18 protein-coding genes and 1 riboswitch are annotated in these 13,867 nt (G+C 45.5%); of the genes, 1 reads left to right on the top strand and 17 read right to left on the bottom strand.

All coding sequences use genetic code 11. The features are described from left to right. Positions 1-211 precede the first annotated feature (211 nt). From ACQGQ5_RS00845 to ACQGQ5_RS00870, 6 genes are all read right to left on the bottom strand, one after another. A complete protein-coding gene (locus tag ACQGQ5_RS00845) occupies positions 212-412 on the bottom strand; it encodes a hypothetical protein (protein ID WP_038324376.1) in 201 nt (66 codons plus the stop codon). Between the two features lie 122 nt (positions 413-534). Continuing rightward, on the bottom strand, positions 535-960 hold the full coding sequence (locus tag ACQGQ5_RS00850) for a CBS domain-containing protein (RefSeq protein ID WP_455734765.1): 426 nt from the start codon (positions 958-960) through the stop codon (positions 535-537). A gap of 105 nt (positions 961-1,065) precedes the next feature. Then, complete coding sequence (locus ACQGQ5_RS00855) at positions 1,066-1,626, bottom strand: CBO0543 family protein (RefSeq protein ID WP_455734766.1); 561 nt, start codon at positions 1,624-1,626, stop codon at positions 1,066-1,068. A 13-nt stretch (positions 1,627-1,639) separates the two neighbouring features. Continuing rightward, positions 1,640-2,221 (bottom strand): CBO0543 family protein, encoded by a 582-nt coding sequence (locus ACQGQ5_RS00860; protein WP_455734767.1) that lies wholly within the window; start codon positions 2,219-2,221, stop codon positions 1,640-1,642. A gap of 20 nt (positions 2,222-2,241) precedes the next feature. After that, entirely contained in the window at positions 2,242-2,745 is a 504-nt protein-coding gene (locus tag ACQGQ5_RS00865; RefSeq protein ID WP_455734768.1) for a CBO0543 family protein, read from the bottom strand. A 249-nt stretch (positions 2,746-2,994) separates the two neighbouring features. Further along, positions 2,995-3,177: a 4Fe-4S binding protein gene (locus tag ACQGQ5_RS00870; RefSeq protein ID WP_455734769.1), complete on the bottom strand. Its 183-nt coding sequence runs from the start codon at positions 3,175-3,177 to the stop codon at positions 2,995-2,997. 227 nt (positions 3,178-3,404) lie between these two features. On the opposite strand from ACQGQ5_RS00870, the gene ACQGQ5_RS00875 reads away from it, so the two are divergent. Next, entirely contained in the window at positions 3,405-4,073 is a 669-nt protein-coding gene (locus tag ACQGQ5_RS00875) for a TetR/AcrR family transcriptional regulator (RefSeq protein ID WP_455734770.1), read from the top strand. 370 nt (positions 4,074-4,443) lie between these two features. Here the strand turns inward: ACQGQ5_RS00875 and ACQGQ5_RS00880 are convergent, their stop codons facing one another. From ACQGQ5_RS00880 to ACQGQ5_RS00930, 11 genes are all read right to left on the bottom strand, one after another. Then, positions 4,444-6,072, bottom strand: coding sequence for a recombinase family protein (locus ACQGQ5_RS00880; RefSeq protein WP_444640813.1), 1,629 nt, complete (start codon positions 6,070-6,072; stop codon positions 4,444-4,446). A 191-nt stretch (positions 6,073-6,263) separates the two neighbouring features. Next, the gene (locus ACQGQ5_RS00885) at positions 6,264-6,419 is read right to left on the bottom strand and encodes a hypothetical protein (protein WP_164919018.1); all 156 of its coding nucleotides are present in this window, start codon (positions 6,417-6,419) and stop codon (positions 6,264-6,266) included. Positions 6,420-6,430: 11 nt separating this feature from the next. Next, entirely contained in the window at positions 6,431-6,817 is a 387-nt protein-coding gene (locus ACQGQ5_RS00890; RefSeq protein WP_444640810.1) for a recombinase family protein, read from the bottom strand. Between the two features lie 557 nt (positions 6,818-7,374). Then, positions 7,375-7,824, bottom strand: a complete 450-nt coding sequence (locus ACQGQ5_RS00895) for a sigma-70 family RNA polymerase sigma factor (protein WP_444640808.1) — start codon at positions 7,822-7,824, stop codon at positions 7,375-7,377. 410 nt (positions 7,825-8,234) lie between these two features. Continuing rightward, positions 8,235-8,326, bottom strand: a riboswitch (cyclic di-GMP riboswitch). A gap of 95 nt (positions 8,327-8,421) precedes the next feature. Further along, positions 8,422-8,691, bottom strand: coding sequence for a hypothetical protein (locus tag ACQGQ5_RS00900; RefSeq protein WP_128742608.1), 270 nt, complete (start codon positions 8,689-8,691; stop codon positions 8,422-8,424). A 73-nt stretch (positions 8,692-8,764) separates the two neighbouring features. Next, complete coding sequence (arsA, locus tag ACQGQ5_RS00905) at positions 8,765-10,501, bottom strand: arsenical pump-driving ATPase (RefSeq protein ID WP_455734771.1); 1,737 nt, start codon at positions 10,499-10,501, stop codon at positions 8,765-8,767. 143 nt (positions 10,502-10,644) lie between these two features. Beyond that, the gene (gene arsD, locus ACQGQ5_RS00910) at positions 10,645-11,037 is read right to left on the bottom strand and encodes an arsenite efflux transporter metallochaperone ArsD (RefSeq protein ID WP_455734772.1); all 393 of its coding nucleotides are present in this window, start codon (positions 11,035-11,037) and stop codon (positions 10,645-10,647) included. Between the two features lie 65 nt (positions 11,038-11,102). Beyond that, positions 11,103-11,426, bottom strand: coding sequence for an arsenic metallochaperone ArsD family protein (locus tag ACQGQ5_RS00915; protein WP_455734773.1), 324 nt, complete (start codon positions 11,424-11,426; stop codon positions 11,103-11,105). A 30-nt stretch (positions 11,427-11,456) separates the two neighbouring features. Beyond that, entirely contained in the window at positions 11,457-12,545 is a 1,089-nt protein-coding gene (gene arsB, locus ACQGQ5_RS00920; protein ID WP_455734774.1) for an ACR3 family arsenite efflux transporter, read from the bottom strand. Positions 12,546-12,595: 50 nt separating this feature from the next. Then, on the bottom strand, positions 12,596-12,949 hold the full coding sequence (locus tag ACQGQ5_RS00925) for a metalloregulator ArsR/SmtB family transcription factor (RefSeq protein WP_444640799.1): 354 nt from the start codon (positions 12,947-12,949) through the stop codon (positions 12,596-12,598). Positions 12,950-13,375: 426 nt separating this feature from the next. Next, positions 13,376-13,849: an arsenate reductase ArsC gene (locus ACQGQ5_RS00930; RefSeq protein WP_444640797.1), complete on the bottom strand. Its 474-nt coding sequence runs from the start codon at positions 13,847-13,849 to the stop codon at positions 13,376-13,378. Positions 13,850-13,867: the final 18 nt, after the last annotated feature.

The raw sequence follows: 13,867 nt of genomic DNA on the forward strand, positions 1-13,867 counted from the left end.
GCTGTTCCGTTGCCGGATACAGCGCAAATTTCCTGTTTATTATATCAGTCTGTGGGAAAAAGTCAATCGCTTTATCCAATCTGAGGAGATGCCTGACAAAAAAAGCCGCCGATGAATCAAAAATCAACGGCGGCGAGAAAGCAAAACGGTCGGCGACGGCCGCGCGGCCGCGTTCGCCTGCGCGAAGGACCGGGGACGGAATCTGACTTCTTTATTCGTGCTGCAGACCGTTGTTTTCTTCATTTTCCGGTTTCGGAATATGGTAGATTTCCGTGTAGGATTCGGCTTCCCCTTCGGACACCGGAGGAGTCTGTATCAGGCCGGTGCATTCCGTCGAGGAGATGACGTTGTCCGTATAGAAAAAAGAATCCTGATCGTTCAGCTTCAATTTGCGTTTTTGTATATCGCTCATTTGGTTGTCCTCCTTGATTTTGATATTATCTTAGTTTATCCAAATCACAGAATTTATTGCAGAATAAATGCACCCCTTATCAATTTCAGACTTTGGGGTGCATTCTATGGGGCGGCGCGTGTTCACATACCGCCGTGGTTGGGCTGGGAAATATTTTTTAAAGCTTCTTCGGCATTGTCCTGCAGGGCGGGCTCAAGGGAGATGTCACCCAGCGCGACGATCCCAATCAGGCTGTTATGGTCCACGATGGGAAGCCGGCGGATCTGCTTTTCACTCATGATCCTGGCGGCGTCATGGACATCCATATCGGGGCTTCCGACGACCGGATCGGAGCTCATGATATCCCTGACCGTCTGTTTCGGGTCCCCGCCGTTCGCCGTCGCCCGCAGGGCGATATCCCGGTCGGTGACGATGCCGACGACCTTATCCCGAATGCACACGGGAATCGAGCCCACATCGTATTGCTTCATCAGCTGCGCGGCCTTTTCGACGGAATCATTTGAATCCAGGCTCGCAATTTTTGTTGACATGATCTCTTTTACTTTCATAATCCTCACCTCAGCGTTAGGATTCCCTTCGATGGGCGGAATTATTACCGGCTCAATCTATTTCATACGCCAATGCCGCCTGCGCATGGGACGAACGGAAAAAAGTCAAAGCCGGCCGGAATGGTTTGCCTGCACTCTGAATATCTTCGCCATGATTCCTTTTGAACAGATTCCTATGGCGAAATACAGCGGCAGCCCATAATAGCTTTTCCAGGTGATCATTTGATAGATCCCGCTCCAAACAAAAATCGGCTCAAGAACGAAACAGGAGACAGCGGACATGATAGCCGAGGCGATCGTGAAGCTTTTCCATGTCCTGAAATGCTGATAGATAGCAGAGTACACCAAAGGCAGGCTTGCCAGGTCAATCGCCGCTATGGGAGGAAACAGCGGAAATATCTCCACGGGGTAATCCCAGAGAGTCATTTCCTCTCCCAGCTCGTCGAGGATCAGAATCATCACGGTTACGATACCCGCATACAGAACAATCTCATTCAGTCTGGATTTATCGACCGTTTTCCACCAGACAACAACAGAAAACAAAAACACAAGCAGCAGCAGCCACCACCTGAAATGCAGCAGCTCGGTCTGAAACCATTCTTCAAAGCGGGCGGAAGTCAATTTCCATTGAATGTCGGCATTTGCCAGCATATTATTCGGTATCAACTGTATCCGCTCCTTAATTCCGATTTACCGGGACACTGATCTGACTCTTTTCCCTGATCGCGTAGATTTTCATTACCGCTGCTTTTATGACGATTGCCACTATCGTATAAATCGGGAAGCTGAAATAATATTGCCAGTGAATAAGACAGTAGAACCCTCCCCAGGTAAGGAGCGGCTCAAATAGAAAACAAATGACGGCCGATGTTATGATCACTGCGTATACGAACCCTTTTCCCCTGCCGAAGCGTTGATAAACCTGTGAATAAATCAGCGGAAAACTAATGAGATTGATGGAAGACAACGGCGGGAATATGGGAATAAGATCGGTCGGATAATCCCATAAGGTCAATTCTTCCCCGTATTCGTTGATGCCCATAAAGACGATAACGGACAGAATCACGAACAGGCAGATTTCCGGCGATCTCGATTTATCGAGCATCACCCACCAGATCAATGCAAGAATTACAAGAAAAGCAATCAAAAACCACCATTTAAAATGGAATACGTCTTCCCGCAGCCATTCTTTCATGTGAATATCCGTCAGTTCCCTTTGGATGTCCACACTTTTTGGGACAGCAAGCTCTTTCGCAAACATTGATTTTCTCCTCTATTCCGTTACAAATCCGTTAAAGGAATTTTAAAATAGAATGCTCCTCCGGCCACCAATGAGAACAGTATCACCCATGCCCATATCGGATTTTTATAGTGCAGCCGCAGCAATGGGAATACTCCGACGTAAAGCAAAACGGACCACCAGAGATTCCATCCATTGTAATATTGTATTTCTCCACGAATATAAAGTGCGATTTCGACAAACGACATCACGGCGATAAATGCGCATAAATACGCGATCTGTTTCACTTTGCCCTTGGGGTATTTTGATAAAAACAGGATCACCACACAGGGGAAAATCAGAAAGCCGAACAGATAATCGGCTAATCGGTCGATCGGCGTTGAGCCATAGTAGAGCCACAAAGGTTTTTTGCAGGTGATAATGTCTTCCGTCAGGTTTCCAATAATATAAAAAAGCATTGTCGGGTAATACAGTTTCCAGTTTTTCCAATCGCTCCACTTATAGCAAAGTCCCCCAAAAACGATTTGCATGATGGCAAGCGTCAAAATTTTACACGTCCTCACAAATTGGAATTTTCAGTGATTCAATAACCAGAAATTTGTTCCTGTATTCTTGCTGTTTTCAGAAGTGGCAATTTAGTAGAAAGGGACGCTTCCTATAATTTTTCCAGCCGTCCCATTTTCTATGCAATAAAAATAAATAAGGCGGATTTTCTCGAAGGAGAGATGTATTTGCATAGGAGAGTTCCATAAGTTAAATATAGTTTATAAGAAATGGCCTTTATATCAAAATCTTTACAGAGGTGTTTTGATATTTGGATAAGAGCACTGCTGCATGTCTTCCATAAAAAACGGGAAGCCACAGGCCTCTCGGCAGGTTCCGCAGTTAACACAGTTGGAAGGGTTGATATGGGCAACCGCTTCCCGTGTCAGCTCGGCTTCTTTACCGCCCTTGGATATTACCTTGATGTTTGGCATTAAATTACCTCCTTTAGTTAGTAAATCGGAAGCACACCGATTTCTTAATACTATACTAGTATAGTATTAAGAATAGACTAATGTCAATCATAAAATAATAATTTTTTGTCAATATTCACCTTTTTCCACGTGTGTGGTTAAAACCATTCGCTGCCGTAAAACGGATTTGAATATTTCTCAGATGGATGGTATATTGAGTATAAGGAGTTTATATGGAGGTAACAGCTATGCAAGGTAAGAATATTGAAAAACGGCAGGAAGTATTAAAGGTAGCCTTTAAGCGATTTTCCGAAGCGGATTATACCGACGTATATCTGAAGGACATAGCCGAAGATGCCGGGATTAACAAGTCCTTGCTCCAGCATTATTATCCACAGAAGTATAGCATTATGAAGGAACTCATTGACGAGCTGATGAGCACCTCCTTTGTCTTCTTAGACGAACAGATTTCGGAGGATACGAACATCTATATAAAGCTTGCCTCTTACACAATGATGCTTTGGAATGCCGCAGACGCTAACCGAAAGTTGGATAGACTTCTGGGCAACGCCTTTCGTGAAGAAGATATTTTTGATTACCTGATAGAAAGTGTTTACTCCTGGATAAAGGAAATGCGCTACCGCAGCCGGGCAAAATTTGAACTGCCCGACCTGAGAATTGCACTTTTTTTCTCCATTTCCGGCGGAATGAAGCTATATTCAAAACGGGACAAATTGAACATTTCTGTCAATTCTATTTGCAAAGAAATTGACTCAGCGTTTATGCGAATATTGGGCTGCTCAGAGGCGAAAATAGAAGCTAATCTTACGGAGACGGAAAGAATTGCCGGCGACGTTGATTTGGACAGCTTCTACAGCTACTGCGAGGAAAAAATCGACTGGTTTGATCTGATATAATCTGCGGCAGCGATATCGGAGTTTTAACATTTTCAGCATCGATCTGGAGCTGTTCGGCACAGAGTGGACATCCTGCCAACGGGCATGGAGTAAAGAAAACCCCGCTTCCTGTGAAGCGGGGGCGATATGGTGTGTACCTTTGGGTCAGTTCAGGCGCGTACGCTCTCTTGGCATCCGCGAAGCCATACAAAAAAGCACTTGCCGAAGCAAGTGCTTTTTTGTATGGTGGAGCATAGCGGGATCGAACCGCTGACCTCCACACTGCCAGTGTGGCGCTCTCCCAAAGTATCGGGTGTGCACCACCACAAAACCCAACCCGCATATGTAGATATTTACTCAGCTGTAGAGAGTTTATGGAGGCTGCATCAATTTACGATGCCACCGCGGGACGCGATTCTTCATCGTCGCTGATGCTGTCAAGACCATTCAGAAATTGCTGCACATTCAGGTTCAGCTCAATGTCCAGTTTATAGCCTTTGAATACATTGACTCTCTTGATGATGTAGTTCGCGATCATCTTCTTGACTTCCATATCGCTGCCATCGAAAATCTCCGACCATGTGCGGATGCGGGAAAGTTCAGATTTCATTTCAGTTACCCTTGCATTGCCGCGTTCCAACTCGGCTGTTAATGAAGTCAACCGTTCACTGGTGGCAATCACCTTATCGCGGCACTCATTTACAACCTCTGACAATACATCCTTGGGCATATCGCTCGTGCCAAGAACGACCTTTACCATTTCAGCTTTCATGGATTCGTACTCGGTGGTAGCCTTGCTGTTCTCGGCCTTAGCCCGTTTAACCTCGGCTCGTAATTCCGCCATCCGGCGATCCTCCGTGCTTCCAAGAATCATGCTGTCGGAAGCCGAATTCATGCGGTCAAAAATCTGATGCAGGACCTGAACCACCGCATCGTCAAGGATGTGCATAGTATAGCCTGTTTGTCCATCGCAGTCAAGACGGCGCCTCGTTTTGTTATAGCAGATATAACGAATGCGCTTGACACCCTTTTTTTCACCGTTTGCAAGCCTGACTACTTTGCCGTTGGTGGTTAGGACCAGGCGCCCGCCGCAATGTCCACAGAATACATTTCCGGACAGAAGCGATTGACCTGCGGTGTTTAGCGGAACCGTTCTTTCGTTTTTCTTCTCATTTACCCGCTCAGTCATAAGCCTTTGCGCTAAATCAAAAGTAGAGGGATCAACGATTTGAAGTTTCTCGAACGGCTCTGAGAAAGTGGTGCCGCTCCGGAGGACGCCCTTGTATATCACGTTGTGCAGAATTGCGCCTACCGATGCGTCATGCCAATTGGTTCCCTTGCGAGTCTTGATTCCCTTATCATTCAGGAACATGGCAAGCCGCCAGCGTCCGTAACCTGCCGAAACGCATAAATTAAACATCATGCGTACTACTTCGGCTTCTTCCTCGTCAATGACCAATTTGTAGACTTCATGCTTGCGCTTGTTGATGATGCCGCTTTTCTCGAGACAATAACCATATGGAGCAGTGCCGCCGCGGAAGCGTCCCTCCTGAACCATCTGTCCAAGAGCAGTTCTGGTTCTGATGGAGGTTTTCTGACTTTCGCCGTCAGCCTGCCAAAAGCGGATATAGTTTGTCAAGCGGTCGGTGTGGGACTCAAACCGCTGCTCTCCTTCATTGACGCTCCATACTCTGACACCCTTTTTTACGAACCATTCCACTACAAAGGGAGTTTCATCGGCTTTCCTGCCGAGCCTGTCGAACATAAAAACCAGAAGGATATCAAATTTGCCTTGCTCTGCATGTTCTCTTATGAGCTGGATTTTGTCACGCTGAGCGGCACTGACTTTATAGCCGGAAACACCGTCTTCCTGTTCTTCATGAACAATGGTCCAGCCCATGCGGTCTGCAAATTCATGGCAGGCTTTGCGCTGCATGGGAATGTCGGCCTGATTCTGTTCATCATGGTCTACCTGCTTTGCGGTAGATACTCTGTATAAACAATAAACTCTTTCAGCCATTTTGTATCCGTCCTCTCATATCGTTGGTGTTTTGAGTGAGAGACCGGACACTTGATTTTATTCAATTGTCAAGGAGCAGTTGGTTTTTTGCCAACGCCATTATCTCACACAAAGCAGGAAAAAGCTATACAAATAGCTGATTTTTCGCATATTGACATTAGAAAAAACCGCCTTTAAATTGTGCTTTGCGTTTATGCTGTCCTAACTACATAAGCATTTATCAAAGCCTTTTTTATGAAATCAGCCGCTTCTTTGTTCGGCTCCGCAGAAAAAAGCAATGTGACAGGTAGTCCATTTACTTGGATTCTTATAGTCTCAGCTCTTGTATCCGGCTGCTTTGCCTTCATAGTGAAGCCTCCTATTCCATGCCCATGGTGAGCTCATGGATTGCATTGATATCTCTGAACAATCTGATTTCTCCTTCCAGCGGTGAATAGAGCTTTATGCCCGACTGCTCCAGCTTCCGGAGAAAATCCAGCGTTTGTGCCGAATCTCTCCCGAGGCGGCTTAGTTGTTTTACTAACAAGACATCCATCCTGTCTTGTTCAGCGGCACGTTCGACTGCAATCAGGCCGGGGCGATTATATTTCAGGCCGCTTCCCAAATCCTCGGAACAGCCAACAATGGTGAATCCCAGCTGATCCGCATAGTCATAGAGCTCTTTTTTCTGACCTTTCAGCATGCCGTGGGCATCCTCCGGCGCGTCAATGCGGCAGTACAGCCACGCTCTTTTTTTCAGTCCCATTATAAAAACCTCCTGTTCCTAAATAATGTGGTTTGACCTCACAAGGGCGCGGCAGGGCGCAATTGTCCTGCCGCGTAGTTTCTAAGGTCAAACGATTTGCTTGTTCTTCATTTCAATTTAATGCTTCTATTCGGCACTGCTTCCCGAAGCGAGGGCGGCAACATAAATGGTTTGCCGGTTAAGCAAACACCATAGGGATTTCACCTCTCCGTGGTTCTCACCGAGCCGCCCCCATTGCGTGATCCCGCTTTCAGGCGGGGCTGTGGCTGGACGGAAGTAGCGTTAGCACTGTCCGTTTCATTGCGAAACAACCCACCACGGGCTGCTTTATAACCGGGCTTTGCCGCTCGTCGCCTTCGATGCCATCGGTTCAACGGATGTCTGTCACCCATCCGCAGGTAGTCTTGGCGCGCCCGTCAATGTCGCTGCCGCTCATCACGGCCGGACAGATCATGTATTTATGTTGCCGGATATGAAATTTTCAAGGAGCAATGAGGGAAGAGTAAAACCCCCTCACTTATTTCCACGTTGAGTGAGGGGGTTGAGCGGATAAATTTTTATTTTCCCATAAGTTTTTTTAATTCCGCCAGGATTTTTACCTTTCTATCGTGAATTGTCCGCTGCGCGATCCCGGTTTCTCTGGATAGCTGGCGCTCGCTCTTATCCATAAAAAAGAGAGCCGTGATCAACTCCTGTTCTTCCGGGGCGAGATGTTTGAGGCAGGCCAGCATTTTCCCGATCAGCACCGTCTTGATCGCGGCATCCTCAACACTTTCAATCTCGGTGACAAACTGTCTGTTTTCCTCCAGAAGCCGCTCGTAGGAGTCCTCTCGGCTGGGAAGGTATGTAGCGGTGCCACTGCCATAATCAATCCTGCACCGTTCGACTTTGATGTCGTACTGCTGGTATTCCATCAGGCGGTCGCTTTTCTCCAGAACCTCGATAATTTCTTTGCTTACATCGGGATATTTATCCCGGTAATTTGTTTTTCTCCGATACTTTGCCATAAGCTTGTCCTCCATTTCGTGATTGTTGAAATCCGGAAATGAAGAACAAGCGGAGGGGATCGGCAATGTCGATTCGACACGCTTCTACAAAAAGAAAAGAGCTTAAAATCGAAACTGTTCTTTAGCGGTCGAGGCGGGGCTTTTGTTGTCGAAAATAAAAAATCAGCACTTTGCCCGGGACGGCAAAGTGCTGATTTTTGAATATATTCAGTTAATGGAGGCGAGTGTGTACGGGATTCGCCGTCTTTATTTCAACCTCCGGAAAAGGAAGAAGTAAAGAATATTCATGGGTTCCCCTTTCACCAAGGGACATAGCAGAGCCATGAATGATCTTTGTTCAAATTATCCGTCAGAAGCTATAAAAACAATGAAAGCCTGCCCGTAAAAAGGGCAAGCTTTCAAGTGCGACTTCCGGCAGCCAGGCTGTCATAGCGCGCTTTTACGCACTTTAGACCCTATGGCTTTGCGTCCCCATCGTTAAATGGGTTTGCCCTTGGTTTGACTATTTTGTTGTTTTAACATCTTTCGGCTTGTGCTTCCGTATGATAGGCGCACGTGATTTGCAGGGAATGGGGGGATTCCATATTACTGTTTCAATCAACAGCAGCATGACTGATCGTCCTGAATGGTCAGTTCGCCATTTTCCGCTGCAAGTGTCACAGCCTCTGTCCTTGTTTGGGTCTGGTCATCCATCATAACAGGAACCCCGTCAATGGAGACGGACTTCTCGCCTGCTTGCAATTTGATCAGTTCAAATTGCAAGGATGTGCCGCAGCAGGATTGCTGCTGTGATACTTTTAAACAGTCACAATCATTGGAATCAAATGCCGCCTGAATCAAGGATTTTGCTTCTTCTGTAATTTTCATCTTTCATTTCTCCAGTTCTATCATTTTATGATATCTTTATAATGACACAATCGTCCCATTGGAAAGTGTTAGCTTATATTGTCAGCAGCTTATCTCCTTTGATTTCCTCAGCGCTCCATGCAATTACCGCAAAATTTCCCTTGGAATGTTCATCCACCTTGTTGATCCACTCGATTTCGTTGCTCACCTTTGCGTAAAGTATTTGATTCGTTGTACCGGTCCGGTAGAAAGACGAATTGATTACCCACCATTTTGTTTCGATGCCGGCGCGCTTTAAATCTTCCTCCAGGCGCAGTGCTTCATAGACGGGCGTATCCTCAGCCAAAGTCACAATAATGACCTCGGTTTCATCAGGATTGCGGAGACGCGGCAGAAGCTTCCGTGCGGATTCGGGGATTTCGCCCTGGGAGCGTTTGATCTCCTGATTGTAGCTTTGTGTGGAATCCAGCAGCAAAAGGGTATGCCCTGTCGGAGCGGTATCGATCACGACGGTCTGGTCTTCCGCTTTCTCTACAACTTCGGCAAAAGCCCGGAATACTGCAATTTCCTGCGTACAGGGAGAACGTAAATCCTCCTCGATATAAGCGATATCATCAGCGGACATAGTTTTCTTTGCCTTGGAAAGCACTTCTTCCTGATATTTTTTCAGTTCGGCTTGTTCATCAATATGGCTCATGGTGATGCCGCTGGCCTCGCTGATTACGGATTTCAGGTGCCCGGCCGGGTCCGTCGTAGTCAGATGAACTTTCCTTCCTCTTTTTGAAAGGCCCAGTGCAATTGCGGCCGCAACGGTGGTTTTCCCGACGCCGCCTTTCCCCATGGTAAAGATGACCTTTTTATTCGTGCGATACAGATCGTCAATGACATCTTCCAGATGAGGAATCGATTTAGCCCTGACTTTTTCATCGCGGATCTTATACTGATCCTGGGTCAGAAAAGCCCTGACATTGTCAATTCCGGTGATGTTATAAGCCCGCAGCGGAATCCGGTATGCGGCCAGTTTTCTCAAGCCTTGCGGGATGTCATGAAGCGCGTCTTGCTGTTTCCGATACAGGCTCTCGGAAACGCTGTCGTCATAGGAAGTCAGCACGCCGTTGATCACCAGTGTCTGATTGTTGATACCGATCTCCGCCAGTTCCCTGGATGCCCGTTCCGCTTCTTTCAAAGGTGCTTCTTCCGGACGCGAAACAAGAATCAGCGTCGTCTGCTTCCCGTCGGACAAGGTTTTGACGGCTTCTTTATAAACTTCCTTTTTACTTTCCAATCCCGAAAGCTGACCTAAACAGGAAGCTCCATGCGTATTTTCACTGATGAAATTGCTCCAAGCGGACGGCAGTTGCAGCATGCGAAGCGTATGCCCTGTCGGAGCGGTATCGAACAAGATATGATCATAGTCTTCCCGCACCGCTTCATCCGTGATGAATTTTGAAAACTCATTGAAGGCTGCAATCTCGACCGTACACGAACCGGAAAGCTGTTCCTCCATATTTTTAATCACCGCATCAGGCAGCTTGCCGCGATAGGGGCCGATGACACTTTCCCTGTATTCTGCTGCTGCCTGTATGGGATCAAGGTTGGAAACAACCAAATTTGGAACTTCTTTAATCGCTACCCCTTTGTTCGTAAGCTCCGTATGGAAAACGTCCTGCAAATTTGAGGCGGGGTCCGTACTGATTAAAAGCACCTTTTTCCCTTTGTCTGCAAGGGTGACGGCCGTGGCGCATGCTGCCGATGTTTTTCCGACTCCACCCTTTCCCGTGTAAAACAAATATTTCGTCAACCTAATCAATTGTGGATTAAAATTCTCCATGATGATAACCTCCAATTTTTATAAAAAGATAAGGAGCATCCTCGTCCCTTGTGACAAATTCACACAACTGATTTGGGAAGATATGCTCCTATCGTCTTGTTAGAAGTGCTAAATCTCTTTCTCAGCAGAAAGTATGAACCGAATCAGCAACACTTTCCTCCCGAGCAGCCGCATCCGCCCGACCTTCTCGGAGTGACCTTGACAGCCTTCGGCTTCCCGCCGAACAGATTTGCCGGAACGCCGAGCAGGTTGGAAAATTCTTCATTAGTCGGATACCGGCCTGCAATTACGATTTCTCCGTCCAAAACAGTGACGGGCAGCCCATCAACACCCTTTGCGTTAATAAAGTGGTTGACCGCCTTATTGTTTACAAACTGCTGCGGAGTGTTGGACAGATTGAACCGTTCAACATTGATCCCGTTTTTCTTGAGTGTATTCAGGGCAGTCGAAATCCTAAGAAGTTCGGGGTCCACTCCGACTCCGCAAAGGCCGGTCGAACAGCACATGGCAGGTTCAAAGATTTGCATTTTTTTCATATAAGACATCTCCTAAAAATTATTATTTACCATTGATCATCGACCGACGATCAATGGATAATTGGTTAATTAAAACAACTCACCGGAATATTCAAGAGTTTTGCGAGCTCATCGTTGGTTGGATACCGGCCCATACATACAATTTCATCATCCAAAACAATGATTGGAAGCTTTCCAGGACGTTTCCCATCATTGATGAGCTTATTAATGGATTTGTTGTTTATAAATTCCATTGGCAAGTCTAAAAGGTTAAAGCATTCAACCTTAATGTCGTTTTTCTCCAACGTCTTGAGAGATACTTTGAATCGAAGCAATTCAGAATTAGAATTATCATTGCGTAATCCAATGGTGCAGCCCAACGCCGATTCAAAGATTCGCATTGTTTTCATGAAATCGCTCCGGATAAATCAGTTCGCCAGTCATTTTTGAGCCTCTGGTTTATGGAGCGGAAGCCCATTTCCATCAAAATATTTGCCTTTCAGATAGAGCGAAAGCCGTACAAGTGAAATCATCACCGGTACTTCGATCAACGGCCCAATAACTGCAGCAAATGCTTGCCCGGAACTGATACCGAAAACTGCGACCGATGTGGCGATAGCAAGTTCAAAGTTGTTGCTCGCGGCGGTAAAAGATAATGTCGCGGTCTGGTCATATTTGAAACCGCTCTTGTATGAAATAAAGAAGCTGATTACAAACATCAGCACAAAGTAAATCAGCAGTGGAATTGCAATCTGCACTACATCAAACGGCAACTCAACGATCATGCGTCCTTTGAGCATGAACATAATAATAATCGTATAGAGAAGCGCTATAAGAGCAAGCGGTGAAATCCTTGGTATAAAGGTATTGTTCAGCCATTCCTTGCCCTTGACTCCGATAACCAAAAATCTTGTGATAATACCGGCTGCAAACGGAATGCCAAGATAAATGAGTACGCTATGTGCAACTTCCAAAATCGATACGTGTACTGCTTCTCCGCCCCATGAGAGATGTAAAGCTTCCGGTAAAACCGTGACAAAAAACCAAATGTAAACGGAGTAAAGAAGAATTTGGAAGATTGCGTTGAGGGCGACCAATGCGGCACAATACTCGTTGTCGCCTTTCGCCAGCGTATTCCAGATGATCACCATGGCAATGCAACGGGCAAGCCCTATGACAATAATGCCGATGGCATACTGCGGTTTGTCTGGTAAAAAGATGATCGCAAGGAGAAACATCAGGATCGGGCCGATGATCCAATTTTGTAAAAGCGAAAAGCTGAATACCCGCTTATTATTTGCCACCTTACCAATTTCTTCGTACTTAACTTTAATAAGCGGGGGATACATCATAAGGATCAGTCCGACTGCGATAGGCCACGACGTCGTCCCTGTGCTGAGGCTGTTAATTGCATTTGCCGCAGACGGGAAAAAGTTACCGACGGTTACGCCAATGGCCATGGCAAGAAAAATCCACAATGTAAGGAATCGATCCAGAAAAGACAATTTTGCTTTACTTTCTACACCCAACTATAAAACCTCCCAAGTGAATAATGATTAACGAATTTTATATCGTTTTGTTATTTAAACATCTTGTTATTTAAACATCCGCACAGATTTTGACCTTTGCATTTCCGGCATTCTTCCCGGTCAACTTTGTAAGTCGGAAGTTCTATCAGTTTGCGCTGAAGGTACTCCCAAAGCTCAGCGTTTTCTTGCTTAAAATTATCGTCGATCCGGTAATACGCCCATTGTGCCACTTTGTAGCTATCCAAAATCCCGCAATTTTTTAAGGCTGTCAGATGCCGCGAAGCATTCGATTGTGTCATTTTCAACGTGGCTTCAATCTCGCATACGCACATTTCGTTTTCCAAAAGTAAAGATAAAATCCGTAACCTGCTTTCCTCTGACAATGCCTTAAAGACCTCGATCATTCATTCCACCTTCCTTGAATACACTTGCTTCGCTAATTGAGATCAGTGCAGCGATGGCCGACCTTATTGAAAACCATTCATGTTATTTAGACAGTACTTTGCATTACTCTGATCTGTTACACCGCACATGTTTTCAATACTATAGCGTATATTATTTCTGTTTGTGACGCCGCACATATCGCTAATTCCAAATTGCGTATCCTCTCTGCACGTGGCTATATTCATATTGTTGATGCTGAGATAATCTGTCATAACATAATCCTCCTTAACCACCGTATGATGTATTTGAAGCACCCTGTTCCAATATCGCTGTATGATCATATATGCATATACTATGCCCATAACAAGACATTTGTTACAATGGCAATATAACAAATTATTAAACTGGATTTATTTTGCTATAATACCGAAAATTTCTCATAAAATTCAATTCGTTTCCACTATTTCATTAAGCTTTTTCTTTAAAGTCGTCCTGTCGGATTTTTCCAAGGGAAGAAGCATAAACAAGTCAATCCTTCTGGTTAATTCATTCACCAGGGTTCTGAACTGCTTCAAGATTTCTTCATCAGTACCTTCAAAATATTTCGGATCAGGAAATCCCCAATGCACATGTATAGAGGGGCCAGCTATTACTGGACATTGATTTCTTGCACGATCACACAAAGTAATTACAAAGTCGAAGTACTGATCTGAAAATAATTTCAGGGATTTTGGCTTACAGTCACTTATATCGATGCCAATTTCTTTCAATACCTTGATGGCATAGGGATTAATTTCTTTTTCAGGTTCGCTTCCAGCACTATAAGCAATTATCCGGTCTTTCCCTTTCGAGTTGAGAATTGCCTCGGCAATTTGGCTTCTTGCAGAGTTGCCTGTGCATAAGAATAATACCTTTAACATGATTGCCCCTCCAACAGT

It is taken from the genome of Caproiciproducens sp. (assembly GCF_053840905.1).